Consider the following 23,021-nt stretch of genomic DNA (forward strand, 5'->3'; position numbering starts at 1 on the left):
CATTTCGTTTTGCGCTTTCAACGATTTGCATTATTTTTGCAGAGTATAAATACAAGAAAAATTGAAAATCAAACGTATCATAAACGACACATTCAAAGTTGCCTTGTCGCTCTTCCTCGGTGGAGCGATATTGTATTGGATGTATCGTGGCTTTGATTTCAAGCAGGTAGAGCACGTTATGCTCCACGAAATGAATTGGACGTGGATGCTACTTTCTTTCCCTTTCGGTATCATGGCGCAAGTTTTTAGAGGATGGAGATGGCGTCAGACACTGGATCCCATGGGCGAAAGGCCAAGAGCAGCTACAGCCATTCATGCTATTTTTGTTTCTTATGCCGTAAGTCTGGTTATCCCTCGAATAGGCGAATTTGCTCGTTGCGCAGTGCTTAGACGATATGACAAAACCGACTTTGCAAAAGCATTGGGAACCGTTGTTACCGAACGAGCCATTGATTCGTTGTTGGTTCTGCTCATAGCAGCCATAACCCTACTGGCGCAAGTAAGTATCTTCGACAGTTTTTTCACCAAAACAGGCACCAGCCTCAATGCCATTGTCAGCCAATTCTCAACCACAGGATACATCGTCACAGCCATTTGTGCAGTCGCAGTTGTTGTATTGCTACACTTATTGCTAAAAAGGATGGCCATATATAATAAGGTGAAAGAAACGGTAAAGGGCATTTGGCAAGGTGTTAATTCGATAAGGAGAGTACGTAACAAGTGGCTTTTCGCTATTTTCACATTGGCAATATGGGGCAGTTACTTCCTCCACTACTACCTTACCTTCTTCTGTTTCGAAGCAACAGCTGGCTTAGGAATGGCTTGCGCAATGGTAACGTTTGTGGTTGGCAGTATGGCGGTTGTGGTTCCAACACCCAATGGGGCTGGTCCGTGGCATTTTGCGGTGAAAACAATGCTCATATTATATGCTGTAGAAAGTACGGCTGCGCTCAACTTTGTGCTAATTGTCCATTCCGTTCAAACACTTTTGGTTGTCCTCCTGGGTGTTTACGGATGGATGGCATTGGCTTTCTCGCACAAAAGAGATCAGACAACAATAGCTGAATAACCAAATCCTAATATATTTTACTAACTTTTAAACAACTGTGTTATGAGTGAAATCAAAAATTTAAAGCCTGAAAGTATTTGGCGTAACTTCTACAACCTTACCCAAGTTCCACGCCCTTCGGGACATTTGGAACAGGTTAAAGCTTTTCTATTGAACTTTGCCAAGGAAGTGGGTGTAGAGGCATTCGTTGATGAAGGCAACAATGTTGTGATGCGAAAGGCGGCATCGCCTGGTATGGAGAACCGTAAAACTGTAACCCTACAAGCACACATGGACATGGTTCCACAAAAATCACCCGACAGCACACATAACTTCGAAACCGATCCAATTGAGACTTGGATTGACAACGAATGGGTTAGGGCTAAGAATACAACACTTGGCGCCGATAACGGAATTGGCGTTGCTGCCATCATGGCCGTAATGGAAGACAAGAGTTTGAAACACGGCCCCGTTGAAGGACTTATCACAGCTGATGAAGAAACGGGTATGTATGGCGCAAACGATCTACCTACAAACGAGCTTCAAGGCGATATTCTGCTCAACCTCGACTCCGAAACGTGGGGGTGCTTCGTTGTTGGCAGTGCTGGCGGAGTTGATGTTACGGCTACCCGTGACTACAAAGAAGCTCTTGTAGACAAAGCTAGAGTTGCGCTGAAAATAACCATCAAAGGTTTGAAAGGTGGTCACTCGGGATTGGAAATACATGAAGGTAGAGCCAATGCCAATAAGTTGATGGGACGTGTTGTGGCAAAGTTGATTGCCGAATGCGAAGCCGAATTGGCCACTTGGCATGGTGGCAACATGCGTAATGCCATTCCTTACAAGGCCGAAACCATTGTTACGCTCCCTGCAAATAACGAAGATAAGGCCTGTACAATTGTCAACGAGATGAAGACTTTGTTCGAAACAGAATATCGTTTCGTTGAAGATAAGGTAGAACTATTTGCTGAAAAGGCTCCTCTACCAGAGAAGCAGATGGACGCTACCGATAGGGAAACCGTGATGAAGGCGCTTTTCGGATGCCACAACGGAGTTTTACGCATGATTCCCGCCATACCCACAGTTGTTGAAACATCGTCTAACTTGGCCATCATTGAGATCGAAAACGGGAAAGTAAAATTCCTTATCCTTGCCAGAAGCTCAAGCGAATCGATGAAAGAGTACATCTGCGACACGCTGAAAGGTACGCTTACGTTAGGCGGATTTGACGTAAAACTAAGTGCAGATTACCCCGGTTGGGATCCAAATACCGACAGTGAAATTCTTAATCTGCTGCAACGCCTGCACAAGCAACTCTTCAACGAAGATGCCATCGTTAAAGTAGACCATGCTGGATTGGAGTGTTCGATCATCCTCAATAAGTATCCGCACATGGATGTTGTTTCCCTTGGTCCAACCATCCGTTCACCCCATAGCACCAGCGAACGCTGTCTACACGAAACGGTAGCACCCTTCTGGGACTTATTGAAGAAGGTTTTGGAAGAAGTTCCACAAAAATAATCCATTAAAGGTGAATAGAACCAACGACGCTAGAGTTCCCATTATAGGAATTGACAGGCATCGCATAGCAACCGACGGGCATGGCGTTACCACGCTCGTCGGTTTCTTTGGCTGTCCGTTGCACTGTAAGTACTGTCTTAACAATCAGTGTCACGACACCCGTAGACGGTGGAAGCGCATATCACCACAAGCGCTATACGACGAATTGAAACAAGACGAACTTTATTTTCTTGCAACAGGGGGAGGCGTTACCTTTGGTGGTGGAGAGCCATGCCTGCAAAGCAAGTTCATCAAAGCTTTCAGAAACATCTGCGGACCAAAATGGAATATCACAGTAGAAACCAGCCTATATGTTCCACAAAACCACTTACGACGATTGCTAGACGTGGTTGACACATATATCGTAGACATCAAGGACCTTAATCCTGATACTTACCTAGCATACACCCTTAAAGACATTAGTCTGCTAAAAGACAACCTGCAATGGCTTACAGAACATGTTGACAAGGAGAATATCTTTGTGCGTGTTCCAAGCATACCTAACCACAACACACCTATAGATACCGAAAGAAGTATTGAAGAACTGAAAAAGATAGGCTTTGTCAACATCGAACGATTCGATTACATCATCCCTAAACAGATGAAATAAGGCCTACTAACATTCGGTTGTTCAAATAAGCAACACCTATCTTTTATCCATCTCCTCTCATTTCACAAGTAACAGGCCCCGAATAGCTTATATAAACAAGCGTAAATCGAAGATAAAAAAGTTTATAAATCGCTTGGAAAATGCGAAAAAAGTAGTACCTTTGCAGCGCAAAACAAGCATTGGGATATGGTGTAATGGTAACACTACAGATTCTGGTCCTGTCATTCTTGGTTCGAGTCCGAGTATCCCAACAAGTCAACGCATCTCTTTCGAGATGCGTTTCTTATTTGCCAGTATAAGATATAAACGGATTTACAAGAGACTTAATCTACTTTACTCCATCTTGTACTCCATTGACACATCTGCTTACCAATAAAAGGATGTGGGGCTGTTCAACAAAGTAGATACTTTCAAACAACCCCACATTATCATCCAGATGATAGTCTTAAAAACTCATGCGCATCATCAGTCGCACGCCTTGCTTACGTGCAGTGTTCAACTCATTGTAGTTTAACCTACGCACATATTGCACATGGAATAACTTGAAAATATTGTGCACACCCACAATTAGTTCCATATAAGGACGTTTAGGGTTCATCACATGCGATCCCTCTGGGAAATACATCAACGTTTCATCACCAATATTTTGGAGCAACAAGGGATTGTTCTTATCAGTAAGCGATCCCCATAAGCCCTTGAAACCAATGAACTCTCGCCATTTTAGCTTTTTAAGCAGCGGTATGCGGTTGAATAATTTACCATTCATATCCCATCCGAGGTCTACGCTTGCATATCTATCGTTAAGAAATTCCATATTGTTTATCAGGTTGAACGTTCCTCGTTGCACGATATACGATAGGTTAGCTGCGGGCATGATAAGTAAGGGGAACGGTACTTTATCCCACTGTGCACCAGCATATAGTTGCACATCAAACTTTCCCCAGCTTCTCAGCCAGAATCGTTTCAATAGTCCCACCTCTGAAAAGTTATACCTATATTGTCCGCCCAACACACCATTTAGCCCCATAGAATGCGACAAGGTAATTACTGGTGCTTCCAAATTGATGGCTATACGCCTTTGTTTGGTGTTGATAAAGGTACGTCCAGGCGCTATTTCCAATTCAAAACGTAGTTCCGTTGTGCGCATTTTACCATTATGTAACAGCTTGCTTACGTCTGTTTCTGGGTAGATAATGGACGGAAAAGGATTGCTAAGCTTCTCGAAAAACAGAGCACCAACCGCCTCGTTTTCTTCCGTTCGAAGGCTTAGAGTGGTTTTCATGCCCCACTCTTCTTCACGTTCAAAGGTTAACTGTTGACGGTTATAGAACATCATCTTGTCAACCTTCGTCCACTTTAAAGACGTAAATACGTTATCTTTATCTGTACGCAAGAACTTATCAGAAGGCGACATAATATCGTAGGTAGACTTAAACGACACCGTTCTCTTGGGAAACTCGCGAGGCAGATATTCTTTCTTATTGAACGAATAAGTAAGTTCGCCGCTATAATAGTTCTTTTTGCTTCCCCAGCCACGTGCCATATACCCTGCCAAAAACCAATGCTTGCTAAGGCTTGCCGTGGTTTGTGCACTGATACGCGTTCTAAATCCGTCGATAAAGTTGCGTGTAAATATCGTGTTTATAGGGCCTATGTCTACCTTACTAGGATGATCTTTCCCACCAGTTTCAACAAAATTCTCAATCAGGGCTTTCAGTCCGAAGATGACATACTTAAATCCCTTCATCTGTTCCACGCGATGCACGAACTGAGACATTGACGATTCGCTTTTGCTAAGTTCAACGGCACGGTACTTTTTCCAAAAAGCTTCATCACGCATCATGGCATCCGCCTCTCGTCTTTCGCGTGCACTTCCCTTAAATAGCTTAGTGGGGAGTTCGTCAAAGGCATAGTCGTTCAAGCGTGTAGTTCGGATAACGATGGCTTTCTGCAACAGACCATACACACTTATCTCCGCAATCATGTCGTCTTCGCTCAAGGCCCACTCGCCATTTTCAAGCTGGGTGAACTCTTGCCTCACTTGTAGATTCTCCACAAAGTTAACACCGCTTTGTACAGGCAACGTAAGGTTACATCGCTTAACATGCAGGGTTGAGTCGGCCACGACATATAATTCGCCACGAAAACCAATATCCTGACCATTGTTCGGGGTGAATTGCAAGTGATAACACAAGTCTTTACCCACATATACGGTATCTTCTATGTAATAACGGTAAAAGCTAATGGCACTATTGCCAATAGGACTGGTGAAGTGATGTCGTAACAGGCGCACATCATTATCATAAATGTTCACATCGGTAAACACGTCTTTGAGCATGATGTCCATGATATCGCCCGTTTGAATTAGCTGGTTAATACCCGTACTGTTCTGTCCTTTTATAATGTCGCGCTCGGTCTTGGGCTGTTTACGATATATATGTTGGGAAACAGTTTCGTCTACCGATATGGGCAAGATGAGCTTGTTGTTGTATGGACAAAGCTCCACCTGGTCGAGCATCCATCGCCTTTTGCCTATAAATCCGCTATCAATTTGTGTTGGCGTGATGTCGTTCATGGCCAATGTTATCTTCTGATACTTGGTGTATTGAAAGAAATCGTGGTTTTCCAATTGCGTGAGTTTCTTTGCCGCAATGACCCTTTTCATCAGCTCAACAGCGGGATTGTTCTTGCGAGAATACTTGCCACGTTTCTGCCTTACCACAACTTCTGCTAGCTGCCGGGTATCCGATTTAAGTTTAATATTTAAAACGCTAGGCGTAGAGGCCTTAACAACCACTCGTACGGGTGCATAACCCACCGCACTGAAAGTAAGGACAAGCCCCTCTTTCCGCACAATGGTATATTGCCCCTTGGCCGTACCCGACACAGCTATCTCATGTCCCTTGTAACTGGCGCTGGGGTAATATATGGTGTCGCCTGTGGTTGCATCGGTAACCACACCTGTGAGCATACCCTGTGTTTGGGCCGAAATAGTTAGGCCCATAAAGAGTAATGCAAACACCATCAATAGTCTGTTTATTTTATAACTCATCTCTTAAGTCTACTGTTTAACATCGTGAACTTCACTTGTAAAGCCGTAAACAACAGCAATATGTTCGTAAAGGGGATGCTCACAAAAAATAATTATGTAATCCAACATGGTTTGTGCCCCAACATTTCGAGGCAACTAGCAAAGTCCACCTAGTCCAACAAGTCCTCCAAATCTTTAATTATCAGCCGTACTAAGTTTTCGTCGTGGTGCTTTTCTTCCCAAGATTCACCCTTAAACCATGCCGTTACGCAACCCAACGAGTGTGCAGGCACAATGTCTTTGTCAAAACTATCACCCACCACCAATACCTTTTCGGCAGGCAAATTCAAGGCTTCAACACCGAGAGCAAATATTTTCGGGTCGGGTTTTCGCACACCTACAACCGACGATTCGATAACGCTTTTGAAGAGATCGCGCATTAGATAATCGTTGAGAACAGCCTCGATATTACCATAGAAATTACTCACCAGCACCAACGGATAATGCTCGTGTAACTCTTCTAGCACAAGACGGCTGTGGTCGATAACCTTTTTCAGGTCGGAAGCGAGTTCTGTCAGCAAGATGTCATGCATAATGTCGAGTTCCAACTGTGGTACATCCAGCGCCTTCACGTCACGAAGATACGCCAGCTGCATCTGCAATTTGGTACTTAACATCGCATCGAACGTAAAATCGGGCATTATTATCCTGTTGGTTGCCAACGTGCGTTCAACATGAACATAGGCTGCTCGATAATCTGCTTCGCTAATAGGTACGTTCGCCTTTTGGTACGCATGCCAAATCACTTGTCCCCAATGGTTGCCATTGGTATCAAGCGTAGCACCATAGTCGAATATTATTCCTTCTACGCCGAGGCCATTAAGCGTGTTGAATGTATATCTTGTTGTTCTCTTATTTTCGTGCATATTATATTGCTGTTATATCATGTTCGAACACCTGTCGCACAAATCTTCATGTTGCTTGTGCATGTATATGTATATGCCACTAAGCACTGTGAGTTCGAAAAGGAAATAAACCCATGGGCAATTGGCAAGGCATGTGGTGTATAAAACGATGGCACGCAGATTGAAGCTAAGCATATTGGTGTACTTCATCAGCGGCCTACTGCCTCGCAAAAACTCATCGCGCAGTTGGGCTGGCACCTTTTCTGCATCACCATATGTGGCATTAACTCGCCCGAAGAAAGCCTGGAACTTGGGTGTTCGCTTCTCCTGGCCTTTGCAATAGTTGGCATAATTGTAATGGAACAACCGCTTAAACCATTGCCCACGCTTTGGCAGAGCATCGTAAATGGTACGCTGCTGGGCGTATGTATCTAGTTCGCTGCCTTTCTTACCCTTTAAAAACAGCAGGTGTATCTGTCTATAATAGTCGGCCAAAGAACTCTGTGATGAATGGCACAACAAACCCGACACTGCAGCTAAGGCCCAAATCCAAAAGCCCCACTTCATGTTGGTGTAGGGGATAGGGCTTGATTGCAGGCGCAGGCAGAGGGCTAGATAGATGCTGAAAAACCAAAGGTCGCCCGAAAAGCCATCAAGTACGCGCCCCAAAAGTGTTTTCTTACCCGTAAGGCGGGCCATCTGCCCATCGGTAGAATCACAGAAGTTGGCCAACATGAGCAAGGCCACACCCATGAGATTGTGGGTTACATTGGGGAAATAAAACATGTAGCCTGCTCCCACTCCCAAGAAAATAGAGAGGATGGTGATGGTGTTAGGGTGTATGCCTAGCCTGTTCCATAACAAGGCAAACACCAGACCGATGGGACGTGTAAAATATATGTCGATGGTTTCCTCTGTATCGCTTGACTTTAACGACTCGCGAAACAAGGTCTTGAAGTTGTTATCCATTTTCCTGTTTTATTTTTACATTGGTTGCAAGCAGCCCGTTAACGAGCTGTGAAATGGCATCGGCAGCCTGCTCTTTACATGCTGCGAAGCTAGGCCAATCGTTAAAGTCGATGATGAAAAAGCGACCTTCGTGATCTACAATGCAGTCACCGCCATAAACATCGATGTTTGTTAGTTGTGCCAGTCGCACTGCTGCAGCCCTAAGTTCAGACAAATTGAAGTCGAAATGGTGAGCAACACCGTTGCGTTTTTCGTCTCCAAATTTGGTATGGCCATTATCTGTGGGATAGAAATGCCAAAAGAAGTTATCGCCAACACCATAAAACTTAATGAGGTCGCCCTCTACATGGGCACTAACTACCACATCGTCTACTCCGCGCAAGGCGAAATAGCGTATGGTTTGCTCAACAGTAGCCTTGTCAGTACAAAACACCACGTCGGCTTTAGTTTGTGCTGCGAGGTCTGCACGCTTCACCCAGTAGCCGTGTTCACCAGTGTCTGGCGGAAGGGGAATGCCATTATCCGACATCAAACGATGGATGTTGCGACGCGAGAAGCATTCGAGCGCTGAAGCGCTGTTAATCACCAAAGCTTGGCCTTGCTGTTCGCATGCCTTCAACAGCTGTATAGTTCGAGGAAGTCGACCCATGGAAAGAAACAAGTCTGCACGATGTTGCTCGCCTAATTCATGCTCGGCAATCGTCATCACGTTGTGATTGCCCAATCGATGTATCGTTGCATCCATGATGGCACGGTCTGCTTCCACCGAGTTAGGCGAAAAACACTTGTCTCTATAAATGGCAATTACGCTGCTCATGAACAAACTCCTCTGCTTTGTTTATATCTGAAGCGTGGTCGATGTCTAACACCTTACCCATCACGTAAGCCCTTAGTTTCAGATGGTTGGCAATCAATGCGCGTTGAAAATTGCGCATTCGGCTTTCTCCACCCTTAACACAAGCCTGCAAAATGGGTAGACATTGAGGGGTTAAGCCATAAATGCCTGCCGATATGTATTGGCAATTAGGTGCCGGTTCGTCGTAAAAGCCTGATATATATGGTGGGTTTTCGGTTTGCACATATAGTGGTTTTTCATCGTCCACAAAGCCCGTTACAGCCATCACTCCATTGTCGCCAGACTCCAATGTTTCGTTCATCGTGCTAACAAATTTAGCAAATTCGCCTTCATTGAAGATGGTGTCTACCGTTGTTAGAATAAAGGGGGAGGTGTGAAGATAAGGGCTTAATTCGTAAAGGCTATGCATGGAACTGGCCGTGCTTTTAACAACCACTCTCAAAGGTATGCGTTTTCCAGCCAACCCCTTACACTGTAAGTCCTTCAAATGTGTAGCGACATCAGTCATTTGCTCGTTACAAATAACCACAATCTCGTCGGCTTTGTTGGCCATGAATATTCTGATAAGCCTGTCTACAAGGTGTTCGCCCCCCACCCAAACCAATGGTTTGGGTAGCTGCACCCCTTCTTGCATAAGGCGTGAACCTTCTCCAGCGGCTATAATTGCATATGTCATATATACTCTACATTTAAGAACGGAAGACGGGAACTTACGGACGAAGCCCCGATAAGCACAACCTTATGCAGTATAAGACGTAATCTCCCCCCTCTAACTTCATGTGTCTGAATTGTGTCGGTTACGTTTGAACCAACTACAAAGATAACTAATTGTTGGCGAACACAAAAACTTTTCAATCGCAAAACGCATATAAACATGCAAGTGAGAACATTACATAGATGAGATAGATCAAATAGAGAAGGGTATAATGTAGTTTGACGAAGTGCAATTAGCAAAGGAAAAGACTAAGGTTTGGGAACAGATGACCATGGTAAGCAATTTAAATGCATAAGATGGGACTTAGACTTAAAAGAGGAGAACAAAAAGGGTATGAGGAGTTTTTATGTGATGCAAACTGCGTCTAATGGTATCTCGCTCTACTTCTACAATGAACTAACAGTGCATTATATGTACTTTGATTATCAACGAATTAAGAATTAGCATTAAGCTTTTACTTCTTTTGTCGAATTACAGCTATGATGGAACCCTGTTCCATGTCATCTGGAACAGGGTTCCATATCACATGGAAAAGGATTCCATGTGACATGGAACAAAAGTACAAAGCATCTATAGCAACACGACAGTTGATTTAATTATGTCCAGATACTTACTTTTGGGGTTATAAACGCTAATTTAATAAGATGGGATATGAGGATAACGGTCGCAGTCTAGTTAATCGCCTTGACATAAGCGGCGCACATCTCGGCACAGCGTTCACCATCCATGGCAGCCGAAACGATACCACCAGCATAGCCTGCACCTTCGCCACAAGGGAACAAACCACCTATGCTAACATGTTGAAAGTTTTCCCTATCGCGCATAATTCGTACAGGAGAAGAGGTTCGGCTCTCGGTGGCAATGAGCACTGCTTCGTTGGTCAAGAAGCCATGACTGCTTCGACCGAACTTCTGAAAGCCCTCTTGCAAACGCGAAACGATGTGCTTGGGCATCCAAAAATGCAACGGACTAGATATAAGTCCTGGCGAATAACTACTTCGAGGCAGGTCGTAACTTAGCTTGCGGTTAACGAAATCCACCATTCGCTGTGCGGGAGCGGTTTGCTTACGGTTGCCATTCACCCAACAATCGTGTTCTATAGATTGCTGGTAATGCATCATTTTCAACACGTCGTCGCCTTCAACATCCTCGGGTCTTACCTCAACCACCATGCCGCTATTCGACCATTTGGAACCTCGGTTGGCTGGACTCATGCCATTGACTACGATTTGTTCGTGTTCGGTTGCTGCTGGAATGACAAAGCCACCAGGGCACATGCAAAACGAATAGACACCTCTTTCGGCCGATTGGGCAACAAAACTATACTCGGCAGCAGGCAAATACTTGCCTCGTCCGTTCTTGTTGTGATACTGAATTTGGTCTATTAAGGCTGATGGATGTTCGAGCCTTACGCCTATTGCCAACCCTTTAGGTTCGATGGGGATGCCTGCCGTGGCAAGATATTGGTACACATCGCGGGCGCTATGACCAGTGGCTAGGATAACCGGGCCTTTATAAGGCCGCTCTTCGGACGTCAAACTATTAACGGTTTGTATGCCTATCACCTGGTCATTATCCATCAAGAAGGCGGTCATTTTTGTTTGGAAGTGCACTTCGCCCCCACTATTGATAATGGTATTGCGTATTGCCTCGATTACCTTCGGCAGCTTGTCGGTGCCGATATGTGGGTGGGCGTCTGACAAGATGGATGTGGAAGCCCCATGTTGGCAGAACACATTTAAAATTTTCTCTACATTGCCGCGTTTCTTACTCCGAGTATATAGCTTACCATCTGAATAAGCACCAGCACCACCTTCACCAAAACAGTAGTTGCTTTCAGGGTTAATCTTTTGTTCTTTGGTAATAAGCGAAAGGTCGCGATGGCGCTCGTTAACGCTTTTACCTCGCTCAACGACAATGGGACGAATACCTTGTTCGATCAAACGGAGCGCCGCAAACAATCCACCTGGTCCTGCACCGACAACGATTGCTTGTGGACAATGGGACACATCGGGGTAATTTACGACTTGATATTCTAATTTTTCGGGTAACTCGTTAATAAAAACACGCACCGAGAGATTAACAAATATGGTGCGTTGGCGCGCATCGATGCTTCGTTTTAGCACCTGAACGTGGGTAATGGTTCGTACATCGAGTCCCTTTTCGTGTGCTACATAGTCGCGTATGCTATCTTCGGTATATGCCTGTTGAGGCAACAAGCGCAATTGATATTCGTATGTCATTGTGGGAAAGGAAAATATATGAATGAAAATGATTGAAGACGGGAGCTATAAACTACATGCATTTATAGTGGTTGGTTTTAGACTTTGCGAGAGAATCACATGCATTCTTTCAAAGTCGTATTGTTATTTTGTTATCCCGTTAATCGTTTATTGTTTATTCAACTGCCTGCTCTGCATTTTCAATTGATGAAGTCTACCAACATTTTTAATAAAAGCTATCAGTAAGTTGGATTAAAATACTAAAAGCCATTGGAGATAATTGAGAGCTAGGACTAAAAACAAAAGATTGACAACTTCACGCATTAACCGCCGTTACGACAAAGTCGCAAGGACACTAAGGCGCAAAGTTGCCAAACATAATTAAAGGCCAAAAGGGCACAACTGAACAATTAATTGTTGACGCTACCACCCATGATGTCGAGCAATTCGTTGGTAATTGCTTGCTGCCTGCTCTTGTTATACTGCAAGTTCAAGTCTCTAAGCAATTCGTCGGCATTATCTGTGGCCGTTTGCATAGCCACCATTCGCGCCGCGTGCTCACTGGCATTACTATCAAGTAAGGCGGTGTACACCATCAAGTTCAACTCCTTAGGGATGAGCGTTGTTAGGATTGTCTCCATATCTGGCTCAACAAGGAAATTGTCGTTCAGGGGTTTTGCCTGCTCTTTTTTCTTTTGTTCCGTCGCAGCTTTTTTCTTTAGATACTCTTGCGCCTTAGCCGTAACCACATTTGAACTGAGATCGCGGTCGTTAAAACGTCCCAATTCGGTGGTAAGATCGATAGGCAAGAAGATTCTCCTAGTCAAAATCTGTGAGCCTGCACTTTTGAAATGATGGTAAATGAGCTCTACCTTATCGAGTTCGCCAGCTGCATATTGGTCTGCCAATTCCTTGGCGATGTCTGCACATTGATGTGCATTAGGCTTCTCGGCCAAATGATTAAAGTCGCCACGAACCTGCAACTTCATCTTTATAGCTTGCTCGGCAATTTTCCTGCCAATAGGGTAAACCACGATCTCGGTTACTCCTTGCTCACGATAGTGTGCCACTGCCTGTTGCATAAGCTTAGTAACATTGGCGTTAAAGCCACCACACAGGCTGCTGTTGCTGGAAAAAACCACAAGCGCAACGCGCTTAAGCTGCTTGCGCTCCACGTTTAATGGCGTGTGAGCCTCGGGCATTGACGCGAGAAAAGCCTTGAGAATATGCTCTAACATGTTCTCGTAAGGCAACATGTTCTCAATCATCTGTTGAGCATGATGCAGCTTTGACGATGCCACCATCTTCATGGCACTCGTTATTTTACGTGTGCTGTTAACGGAGGCTATTCGTGTCTTTATCTCTTTTAATGAAGGCATACGCTATGTATTGAAGGATGGCGCGTCCGCCTCACGTTGCGGTGAGGTGGGACGATGCCAATCCTTAAATGTTCAAACTTGTTGGAATTGACCCGCGATGTCGGCCATTACAGACTCGAGTACGCTGCATGCTTCGTCGTTCAGTTCACCACTTGCCAAGAAATCGATGGTGGATTGGTGGGTTGAACGCAACTTGTCGAGGAACAGCGTCTGGCATTCGCGAATCTGTTCTACGGGTACATCGTGCATCAAACCGCGTGTTCCGCAATACAAGATGGCGATCTGCTCGCCCACAGCCATAGGACTGTACTGGGGTTGAATGAGCAATTGCGTATTCTTTCGTCCTCTATCCAAGGTCATCGCAGTAACGGCATCCATATCGCTAGAGAACTTTGAGAATGCCTCCAACTCACGATACTGGGCCATATCGATTTTAAGCGTACCGGCCACTTTCTTCATACTCTTGATTTGAGCAGAACCACCTACACGGCTAACCGATATTCCGACGTTGATGGCAGGGCGAAAACCTTGGTTGAAAAGGTCGGTCTCCAGATATATCTGACCATCGGTGATGGAGATAACGTTGGTTGGAATGTAAGCGGAAACGTCGCCTGCTTGAGTCTCAATGATAGGAAGCGCGGTTAACGAACCGCCTCCCTTTACATGACCTTTAAGGCATTTGGGTAGATCGTTCATCTGTTCGGCCACTTCTTGCTGGTCGTTTATGCGCGCAGCACGTTCCAAAAGGCGGCTATGCAGATAGAAAACGTCACCGGGATAAGCCTCACGACCCGACGGACGACGAAGAATGAGCGACACTTCACGATATGCCACAGCTTGTTTAGACAAATCATCGTATACAACTAGGGCGTGTTCACCACGGTCGCGGAAGTATTCGCCAATGGCTGCACCTGCAAACGGTGCATAATATTGCATCGCAGCGGGGTCGGCAGCTGTTGCCGACACGATGATGGTATAGTCTAACGCGCCTCGCTCTTTCAGCGTTTGCACCAAGGTTGCTACCGTTGAGGCCTTTTGGCCAATGGCAACATAGATGCAATACACAGGTTTGCCAGCATCGTAAAAACTCTTTTGGTTGATGATCGTATCGAGAGCGATGGCCGTTTTGCCAGTCTGGCGGTCGCCAATGATAAGCTCACGTTGTCCCCTACCAATGGGAATCATCGAGTCAACACCTTTAAGTCCTGTTTGAAGTGGTTCCTTAACGGGTTGACGGTATATAACGCCAGGCGCCTTACGGTCAAGTGGCATCTCGAATGCGTTTGTCAAATCGATTTCGCCTAGTCCGTCGATAGCCTCACCCAAGGGGTTGATTACACGCCCAAGCATGTTGTCGTTCACCCGAATGCTGGCAATGCGGTGCGTACGCTTTACTACCTGTCCCTCTTTAATACCAGAGGTTGGGCCCAAAAGCACACATCCAACATTGTCTTCTTCCAGGTTCATGACGATGGCCATGGTTCCGTTTTCGAATTCTAGCAATTCATTAGCCTCGGCATTACGCAGTCCGTAGACGCGTGCAACACCATCACCGACGGTGAGGACAGTGCCAATCTCGTCAAAATCCTGCCCATCGTTGATTTGCTGAAGCTGTTGGAACAATATCTCGGAGACCTCGTTGGGCCTTATTTTATCAGACATGTTACTTGTTTTTTAATTCTATTAGAATGCGATTAAGTTTGCTCTTCACACTGGCATCCATACGATAGGTGTCGTAATCCAACACAAATCCGCCGAGGATTGCAGGGTCTACCTCTGTGGTAAACTCAACATTGCCCTGTGTACGCTCTTCTACCAAGCGGCGCATACGTTGTTCCACCTCAGCTGAGAGCTGCACAGCGGTAGTGATTTTGCCACTTGTGATGTTGAAATGCTGCCTATACAGGTTGATGAAAGACGAGGCCATGAATTGCAACACGTCTTCCCTACCCTCGCGCATCACCAAAGCGATGAAGCGTTTCGTTAGTTCGACAGTGGGCGTTCCACATGCCGCCAGCACCACAGATTGCTTCTTTGGCCTGGAATACATGGGGTTGCATATCGTTGGACGAAGCTCGGGAACGCTTAAATAACATTCCAACAGATTCGACATGTTGTGATACACTTCCTCATGGCAATGGTCTGCGATGGCGGCCTTGAGCAATGCACGTGCGTATCGAACAGCTATTAACCCTATATCCATACTCGTTTAGTTGGGATTTACAGAGAAAGCATCGTCTAAGAAACGGTTAACCAATGACATCTGCTGAGCATTGGACGCCAAGTTTTCGCGCATAACCTTCTCGGCAATCTGAACGCTAAGTTCAGCTACCTGTGTGCGGATTTCGCGGATAGCATTCTGTTTCTCTACCTCTATCTGCCTTTTGGCTTCTTCGAGCATACGCGCACCCTCTTCACGAGCCACCTGTCGAGCTTTCTCAACTATGGCTTCGCGCGTCTGGGTAGCCTCCTTCAAGATGAGTGATTGTTTCTCTCTCGCCTCCTGAAGAATCTGTTCGCTTTCTTGCTTGATGTTTTCTAGCCGTTCTGACGCCTCATGAGCCTTGCGCAGACTTTCGTCTATGTATGTCTTACGGCCTTCAACCATCCTAATGATAGCAGGAAAACCGTATTTTACAAGAACAACAAAAACCACCAAGAACGCCAAGAGCATCCAAAAGAGCAAGCCCAAGTCGGGCGTTAGTATTGATGGTAAATTCTCCATTCGGTTACTTTATTTAATCAAGAATGCACACGCTGCAATAGCAAAGAGAGCACAACCCTCAATGAAAGAAGCGGTAACAATCATGTTTGTCTGTATCTTATTCGTGGCTTCGGGCTGACGAGCAATAGCGTCCATTGCGCTACTGCCAATGCGGCCAATACCTAAACCAGCACCAATTGTAGCAATACCTGCACCAATACCGCAGCCTAGCTGAGCCAGACCCTCGGCAGCCAATAATGTTGTAATAATCATAGTTCTTATTCTTTTTATTAATTGTTTATATACTCTTTGAATTATTTTATTCGATAAAAATGTTACTGCTACCGCACCAAGGTTGTTGATGACACGCAGCTGCAATGTTATTTATTTCGCTATGTTGTGTATAAATAGCGGCTTTTTTAAGCTACCTGCGTTCTAAACGAGGTCACACGATGGGCGAAAGTTATTCGGCAGCGTGGTGTTCCTTATGAGCCATGCCGATAAATACAGCACTAAGCATCGTAAACACGTATGCCTGCACGAATGCCACTAGCAGTTCGAGGCAGTTCATGAAAAGCAACATGATTATACCAAGCGAGCTCAAGCCAAGTCCGTAGCCAACTCCCATACTCCAACCAAGGAATATCACGCAAGTAAAACTCAATATAATAGCATGTCCTGCCATCATATTGGCGAAGAGACGTATCATCAATGCAAACGGCTTAGTGAAGATACTGAACAGCTCTATCACTGGCATTAGGGGAACAGGGAACTTTAAGGCCATTGGCACTTCAGGCCAAAATATCTCTTTCCAATACTCTTTATTACCAAAGATATTGATAACCAACATCGAGGTAATTGCCAAGAACATCGTTATATTGATGTTACCCGTAACGTTTGCTCCGCCAGGGAACACAGGGATAAGCCCAACAAGGTTACAAGTGAAGATAAAAAAGAACACCGTAAGCAAGAAGGGGGCATAACGCTTATAATGCCGTTCACCCACCGCAGGCTTTATCAGGTCGTCGTGAATATACATTACGAACATTTCTATCAAGCCAACAAACCCCTTTGGAGCTGCACTTTTCTCATCAGCTTTCTTATACCAACGAGCGCATGACAAAAATACGGTGAGCAAAATCACTACAACAATCCATATCTGAGCTACAGCCTTGGTTACACTTAGGTCTAAAGGACGCGTCGTTGAACCATCAGCATGCCGCTCATAAATCTTCCCATGATGCTGAGCATCGAAGAAGAAGTTGTTCGGAAGGTTGTGAGCTGTGCCCACATACCATTCACCCGTCTCGCTACTTCTAACGATGATGGGCAAGGGTATGCTCAAATGCTTGCCTTCGTACGTGGCAATATGCCACTCGTAAGCGTCCGACAAGTGTTCGAGCACAATCTCTGGAATATCAAGTTCCTTCTTGTCTGCCTCTCCGTTGTTAGTCGCATAGAGCGACAACGAAGAGAAAAACAGCAGCATTAGAAGTGATATATACCTTATTTTTTTCATTATACACATTATTATATATAGGCATTATGTGCCCGACTTACCTTTGTTGCCCGAAAAGAACAACGTGTGGTGTACAAGCATCGCCACATAAAACAGGGCGAAAATACAGAGAAAGAGTAACATCGCTTGTCTGTCTACCACGAAGTAGTACATGAAAAAGACCAACACACACAGTAGCATGCGAAACCCCGATACACCCATGAAAAAGGTGGAAAGGTTTTCTGGTGCTCTACTTATCACACGCGACCAAATCAAGATGTCGGCCAACTCAATGGTTAAGAAAACCACCGAACTAACCAGCAACGGCAACACGGCGTCATAATCAAGCCAAAAATCGGCAACGCCATATACACCTACCGCCAATAACCCTAGCGTAATAAAGCTCTGGCAGATGTAACGCCACTTGTATTTGCCTACTTGTCTTTCGTCCATAGCACTATCCATAGAGAAACGTTACACCTCCACACATAAGGAGACGACGTTCTTTTGTACTTCGACAAAGCCTCCAACAATGGCACACTCTTGTCTTTCTCCATTGCCAGTGACATAAACCACCTTACCAACTTCTAGCGAAGAGATGATGGGTGCATGGTTGTCGAGTATCTCAAACTCACCAAGACTGCCAGGAACTTTTACGCTCTGGGCATCGCCTTGATAAAGTTGCTTTTCTGGAGAAACAATAATCAATTTGAGCATAGACACGTGCTTTTACACAAAAATTAGTTCGCACTTGCAGCTTCGAGCAACTTCTTACCCTTCTCGATGGCGTCTTCGATAGTACCAACGTTCAAGAAAGCCTGCTCGGGAAGATCGTCAACTTCACCGTCGAGTATCATGTTGAAACCCTTAATGGTGTCTTCGATGCTTACCATCGCACCCTTCACGCCAGTAAACTGCTCGGCAACGGTGAACGGCTGAGAGAGGAAACGCTGCACCCTACGTGCGCGGTTTACGGTCTGCTTATCTTCGTCGCTCAACTCATCCATACCAAGGATGGCGATAATATCTTGCAATTCCTTATAGCGTTGCAGTATTTGCTTCACGCGTTGCGCACATTCGTAGTGCTCTTTTCCCACAATCAGCGGGTCGAGAATACGCGAAGTGGAACCCAATGGATCAACGGCTGGATAGATTCCTAGCTCTGTTATCTTACGACTAAGCTCTGTTGTGGCATCCAAGTGTGTGAAAGTGGTGGCAGGAGCAGGGTCGGTTAAGTCGTCGGCAGGTACATACACGGCCTGAACAGACGTAATAGAGCCGCGCTTAGTAGACGTGATACGCTCTTGCATAGCACCCATTTCACTGGCCAATGTAGGCTGATAACCCACAGCCGAAGGCATACGGCCCAACAAAGCCGAAACTTCCGAACCTGCCTGGGTAAAGCGGAAGATGTTGTCGATGAAGAACATGATATCTGCCGGTTCGCCATCTTTACCGCCATGGTCGCGGAATTCCTCAGCAACCGTTAGTCCCGACAAGGCCACAGAAGCACGTGCTCCTGGCGGTTCGTTCATCTGACCATATACAAGTGTTGCCTGCGACTGGCGCAATTCTTCAGGATCAACAAGCGAGAGGTCCCATTTTCCCTCCTCCATTGCTTTCCTGAACTTGTCGCCATAACGAATAACGCCCGACTCGATCATATCTCGGATAAGGTCGTTACCTTCGCGTGTACGTTCTCCAACACCAGCAAATACCGAATAACCGTTATGTCCTTTGGCGATGTTATTGATTAGTTCCATGATAAGAACGGTCTTACCAACACCAGCACCACCAAACAAACCAATCTTACCACCCTTCATATAGGGTTCCAAGAGGTCGATAACCTTGATGCCCGTAGCCAACATTTCCTTGTGGGTAGATAGCTCTTCGAACTTTGGCGCTTCCCTATGGATGGGGTAAGCACCCTCCATGTTCAGCTCCGACATACCATCAATAGGTTTGCCGATAACGTTCATCATACGCCCTTTTATCTGTTCGCCAGCTGGCATAGTGATGGGGCTACCCAAAGGAGTTGCCTTAAGGTGGCGTTGCAGACCGTCGGTATTGTCCATGGCCACGCAGCGCACCGTGTCTTCGCCGATATGCTGCTGAACCTCTACTATCAGTTCACGGCCGTCGGGCCTAACGATGCGCAAGGCTTCGTGTATCTTTGGCAACACTTTTTCTGCTTCTTGGCCTTTCGTGTCGAAGTAAACATCAATAACTGGACCAATGATTTGCGATATGTGTCCTTCTATGTTTGACATATTCAGATATCTTGTTTATTAAATTTCCTTATTTATAACAGGACAAAAGTAACTATAAAAAACGGAAATGCCAAAATGTTCTACCATTTTAATACGATAGAATTACATTCTGTCGTTGACTTTGTCCAATTTATATGCTCAATTCGTCTAAAACGGTGATTAATTTCTTATCAAACGGCTTATCGCTACGAACTGCCTCCAAAAGCGGCACGTAAACAATTTCGTTGTTGCGAACACCAATCATTACGTTGCGTTGTCCTTGCAAGATCGCATCTATTGCGCCCACGCCCGTTCGGCTAGCCAAGATGCGGTCGTGAGCAGTCGGTCTACCGCCACGTTGCAAATGCCCAAGGATAGATACACGCACATCGTAGTCGGGGAACTCTTTCTTTACACGATCGGCATAATACAGCGCGCCACACTTAGGACTTTCTGACACGATAACAATGCAACTTTTCTTCGATTTACGAATACCACGCTCCATAAACCGTGCCAGCTGGTCTACGTCCGTCGAGTCTTCGGGTATGATAGCAGCCTCTGCACCAGCTGCTATCGCACTGTTTTGTGCTAAAAATCCAGCATCACGCCCCATCACTTCAACGAAAAATATACGTTCGTGACTCTGTGCCGTATCACGAATACGGTCTACACAATCTACGATTGTATTCATCGTCGTGTCATAACCAATGGTCGAATCTGTACCATAGAGGTCGTTATCGATGGTTCCTGGCAATCCGATGCAGCACAAATCATATTCTTGCGCAAACACTCTTGCACCAGTTAGCGAGCCATTACCGCCTATTACCACCAACGCATCTATACCTTCCTTCACAATATTTTCGTAAGCCTTGCGCCTACCTTCCTCTGTGGTGAAGTCGTTACTACGTGCGGTCTTCAATATTGTACCACCTTGCATAATAATGCCACTTACGTTTTCGGTGGTGAAAGATTTTATATCGTCGTTTATAAGTCCATCAAAACCACGGTATATGCCTTTTATGTTAAACCCATTACAAATGCCTGCGCGCGTCACAGCGCGTATGGCAGCGTTCATTCCTGGTGCATCCCCACCCGATGTGAGTATACCTATCGTCTTTATTCTTGTCATTATGTTGATAACTTTATCTAGTTTCTACACGCCTATATATAATAAGGTGTAGAGATATATTCTTTTTAAATCGTTAGCGAGCTAACTGGTTGACCAGTTAATAAGCCGTGATGCTCATCTGCGCATTAGCTGTTAACTTAGCGAAAACAAATTCTTATTGTTTATTACGCTATGAACCAAAGCAACGCCATACCCAAGATACCTCCCAAAAGGACCTTCCAACCCACATGGGCGAAATACCATCCCACGCGCATGCGTTCTGTTCTGATCAACGCCAAGCCGCTTATTGAACCTATCGGCAGTATGTTTCCTCCCACAGCTGTTGCAAAAGCGATCATCTTCCAGTAAGCTCCGTTCTGGGCGAAGTTGGCCGAATAGGACGTGAGCTCGGCGTTATCGCTCGACAACACGGGATGAAGCGACACAGCCGACATGGTTGTAACGAAGCTGTCGAGCACACTGCTGATGGCTGCGCTGACAACTCCAAAGAGCCAAATATTAGGCGTTTGGCTGTCAATATAGGCTGTTACCTGGCGGAAAAAGCCTGTTTCGTTGACCACACCCACTGCAAGCATGATACCCAACACGAACAATATCATCTGCATAGACCCATATTGCAAAACGCGCGGAATGCGCCGGTGTATCGTTTCGCCAGTAGTAAGCAACTTACGGTTGAATATCTCGTTTACAACCCACAACACCGACAACACGCAAAGTGCGCCGAGGAAAGGGCTTAGTTTAGTGATGTTATGGAATGTGGGGATAAACCACAGGCCACCAATACCTACAACAAACATCACAAGGCGCTGCCAAACGTTCAGTTTGGTATCGTCGCCACGGTAAGGAAGCCGCAAAAACTCGATATCGATACGATCGGGCAAAGCCCTAGACAGCAACCAAGTGGGCACAACACAAGCCACAATACAGGGCAAAGCCATGCTCAACGAATAGTTAGAAGCGGTTATCGCACCCATGTTCCATAGCACCAAGCCTTCGGGCGAACCAATAACCGTGAGCGCACCGCCCATATTGGCCGCTATCACAGCCACACTGCCGTAGATCATACGATAGCGCCTATTAGATATCACTTGGTGAATTAGTGTCAAGGCCATCACCGTTGTGGTGAGATTATCCAAGTTGGCCGATACCACAAAGACAATGAGCATCATCATCCACAACAGCTTCTTGCTGTCACGGGTTCGTGCCCAAATACCCAAGAAGTCGAAACAGCCGTTGTTATTCAATATCTCTACGATGGTCATTGTTGCCAGCAAGAATAACACAATCTCGCAAGCCTTACCCACATAGCGCAAAAATATGGTTTGGGCAATGAACTGTTTCACCGCCTGACTTGTGTGCACTCCCCCATCAAGGAAGTCGGTGTAGGCCTGTTTGTGCATCAGCTGCACAAAATCTGTTCCGTAAGACACGTACAACACCCACCCCACTGTACCAACAAAGATTGCTACAGCGGCCTTATTCACATTTGTAACATTCTCTGTACTAATGAGAATAAACCCAACGACTATGATTAAAAGGATAATCAGAGACATTTACTTAAACTATTTATACGCAAAGGTAAGAATTGTTTGTGAAACAAACAAAAACAAAAGAAACTATTCAACGTTTTTTAGTTTAGCCCAGTTCTAAAAATCACTTCTAATGGATATATTTCTTTTATCTCTGCAGCCTTAGAATTGAAAACAACAGAATGTTCCCTCGCGCGCGCGTATATAATTAAGGTGTAGTTACATTTATCGGCAAGCGAATAAACAGCCATGGGGCATGTAGGTAGTTTGTGCGCACCAGTTAAGGGCAAAACCCCAAGCCATCAATATGGCCTAAGGCAGTTATTTCTGCTCACTCGCTATGCTACACACCTTTTCGACCTCTGTTACATATATGATGGAACATTGTTCCATATCAATTGGACCTCTGTTCCATGTCATGTGTAACAGGGTTACATCTTAGCTGGAACACCGCGATATACCTAAAAGTTCCTTGCAATCTACCATAATCTATCTAATATAAGATGTTCTCAACCTAGCTCAACATACAAGTACCATAAGCGAGACGCTATTTGTTTTTAGGCTAAAAAAACCACAAATTGCACAGAAGTTTTGGGAATGTGCAAACAACATTGTAA

At 45.3% G+C, this 23,021-nt stretch carries 20 protein-coding genes and 1 tRNA gene; 4 read left to right on the forward strand and 17 right to left on the reverse strand.

Annotated features, from left to right (window positions below; genetic code table 11):
* Positions 1-61 precede the first annotated feature (61 nt).
* The 4 genes from F453_RS0102165 to F453_RS0102180 all read left to right on the forward strand — a co-directional run bounded on the left by F453_RS0102165 (position 62) and on the right by F453_RS0102180 (position 3,469).
* Positions 62-1,069 (forward strand): lysylphosphatidylglycerol synthase transmembrane domain-containing protein, encoded by a 1,008-nt coding sequence (locus tag F453_RS0102165; protein WP_018966524.1) that lies wholly within the window; start codon positions 62-64, stop codon positions 1,067-1,069.
* Between the two features lie 42 nt (positions 1,070-1,111).
* The gene (locus F453_RS0102170) at positions 1,112-2,569 is read left to right on the forward strand and encodes an aminoacyl-histidine dipeptidase (RefSeq protein WP_018966525.1); all 1,458 of its coding nucleotides are present in this window, start codon (positions 1,112-1,114) and stop codon (positions 2,567-2,569) included.
* Positions 2,570-2,579: 10 nt separating this feature from the next.
* Positions 2,580-3,218: a radical SAM protein gene (locus F453_RS0102175; RefSeq protein WP_025789800.1), complete on the forward strand. Its 639-nt coding sequence runs from the start codon at positions 2,580-2,582 to the stop codon at positions 3,216-3,218.
* Between the two features lie 180 nt (positions 3,219-3,398).
* Positions 3,399-3,469 (forward strand) — tRNA-Gln (locus F453_RS0102180).
* A gap of 194 nt (positions 3,470-3,663) precedes the next feature.
* On the opposite strand, the gene F453_RS0102185 is transcribed toward F453_RS0102180, so the two are convergent.
* The 17 genes from F453_RS0102185 to F453_RS0102265 all read right to left on the reverse strand — a co-directional run bounded on the left by F453_RS0102185 (position 3,664) and on the right by F453_RS0102265 (position 22,428).
* Positions 3,664-6,270 carry a DUF5686 family protein gene (locus tag F453_RS0102185; RefSeq protein ID WP_026292416.1) on the reverse strand — a complete coding sequence of 869 codons (2,607 nt, stop codon included), beginning with the start codon at positions 6,268-6,270 and terminating at the stop codon, positions 3,664-3,666.
* A gap of 149 nt (positions 6,271-6,419) precedes the next feature.
* Entirely contained in the window at positions 6,420-7,175 is a 756-nt protein-coding gene (locus tag F453_RS0102190; protein ID WP_018966528.1) for an HAD family hydrolase, read from the reverse strand.
* Between the two features lie 12 nt (positions 7,176-7,187).
* Positions 7,188-8,123, reverse strand: coding sequence for a CDP-alcohol phosphatidyltransferase family protein (locus F453_RS0102195; RefSeq protein ID WP_018966529.1), 936 nt, complete (start codon positions 8,121-8,123; stop codon positions 7,188-7,190).
* A complete protein-coding gene (locus F453_RS0102200; protein ID WP_018966530.1) occupies positions 8,116-8,940 on the reverse strand; it encodes an ATP-grasp domain-containing protein in 825 nt (274 codons plus the stop codon). Before F453_RS0102200 ends, F453_RS0102195 begins: the two co-directional genes overlap by 8 nt.
* On the reverse strand, positions 8,915-9,655 hold the full coding sequence (locus F453_RS0102205; RefSeq protein WP_018966531.1) for a sugar phosphate nucleotidyltransferase: 741 nt from the start codon (positions 9,653-9,655) through the stop codon (positions 8,915-8,917). Before F453_RS0102205 ends, F453_RS0102200 begins: the two co-directional genes overlap by 26 nt.
* A gap of 710 nt (positions 9,656-10,365) precedes the next feature.
* Positions 10,366-11,937, reverse strand: a complete 1,572-nt coding sequence (locus F453_RS0102210) for an NAD(P)/FAD-dependent oxidoreductase (protein ID WP_018966533.1) — start codon at positions 11,935-11,937, stop codon at positions 10,366-10,368.
* A 389-nt stretch (positions 11,938-12,326) separates the two neighbouring features.
* Positions 12,327-13,295, reverse strand: coding sequence for a F0F1 ATP synthase subunit gamma (locus F453_RS0102215; RefSeq protein ID WP_025789799.1), 969 nt, complete (start codon positions 13,293-13,295; stop codon positions 12,327-12,329).
* Between the two features lie 72 nt (positions 13,296-13,367).
* Positions 13,368-14,957: a F0F1 ATP synthase subunit alpha gene (gene atpA / locus F453_RS0102220; RefSeq protein ID WP_018966535.1), complete on the reverse strand. Its 1,590-nt coding sequence runs from the start codon at positions 14,955-14,957 to the stop codon at positions 13,368-13,370.
* Position 14,958: 1 nt separating this feature from the next.
* Positions 14,959-15,498 carry a F0F1 ATP synthase subunit delta gene (locus F453_RS0102225; RefSeq protein ID WP_018966536.1) on the reverse strand — a complete coding sequence of 180 codons (540 nt, stop codon included), beginning with the start codon at positions 15,496-15,498 and terminating at the stop codon, positions 14,959-14,961.
* A 6-nt stretch (positions 15,499-15,504) separates the two neighbouring features.
* Positions 15,505-16,020, reverse strand: a complete 516-nt coding sequence (gene atpF, locus F453_RS0102230; protein ID WP_018966537.1) for a F0F1 ATP synthase subunit B — start codon at positions 16,018-16,020, stop codon at positions 15,505-15,507.
* Positions 16,021-16,029: 9 nt separating this feature from the next.
* Positions 16,030-16,272, reverse strand: coding sequence for an ATP synthase F0 subunit C (gene atpE, locus F453_RS0102235; RefSeq protein ID WP_025789798.1), 243 nt, complete (start codon positions 16,270-16,272; stop codon positions 16,030-16,032).
* Between the two features lie 190 nt (positions 16,273-16,462).
* Positions 16,463-17,518 carry a F0F1 ATP synthase subunit A gene (gene atpB, locus F453_RS0102240; RefSeq protein WP_025789797.1) on the reverse strand — a complete coding sequence of 352 codons (1,056 nt, stop codon included), beginning with the start codon at positions 17,516-17,518 and terminating at the stop codon, positions 16,463-16,465.
* 24 nt (positions 17,519-17,542) lie between these two features.
* Positions 17,543-17,950: a hypothetical protein gene (locus F453_RS0102245; RefSeq protein ID WP_234398227.1), complete on the reverse strand. Its 408-nt coding sequence runs from the start codon at positions 17,948-17,950 to the stop codon at positions 17,543-17,545.
* 21 nt (positions 17,951-17,971) lie between these two features.
* On the reverse strand, positions 17,972-18,214 hold the full coding sequence (gene atpC / locus F453_RS0102250; protein ID WP_018966541.1) for an ATP synthase F1 subunit epsilon: 243 nt from the start codon (positions 18,212-18,214) through the stop codon (positions 17,972-17,974).
* A 23-nt stretch (positions 18,215-18,237) separates the two neighbouring features.
* On the reverse strand, positions 18,238-19,767 hold the full coding sequence (atpD, locus tag F453_RS0102255; RefSeq protein WP_009235654.1) for a F0F1 ATP synthase subunit beta: 1,530 nt from the start codon (positions 19,765-19,767) through the stop codon (positions 18,238-18,240).
* A 130-nt stretch (positions 19,768-19,897) separates the two neighbouring features.
* Complete coding sequence (gene pfkA, locus F453_RS0102260; RefSeq protein ID WP_026292417.1) at positions 19,898-20,875, reverse strand: 6-phosphofructokinase; 978 nt, start codon at positions 20,873-20,875, stop codon at positions 19,898-19,900.
* A 164-nt stretch (positions 20,876-21,039) separates the two neighbouring features.
* Positions 21,040-22,428 (reverse strand): SLC13 family permease, encoded by a 1,389-nt coding sequence (locus F453_RS0102265; RefSeq protein ID WP_018966543.1) that lies wholly within the window; start codon positions 22,426-22,428, stop codon positions 21,040-21,042.
* Between the last annotated feature and the right edge of the window lie 593 nt (positions 22,429-23,021).

It is taken from the genome of Hoylesella loescheii DSM 19665 = JCM 12249 = ATCC 15930, assembly GCF_000378085.1.
Taxonomy (GTDB): Bacteria; Bacteroidota; Bacteroidia; order Bacteroidales; family Bacteroidaceae; genus Prevotella; species Prevotella loescheii.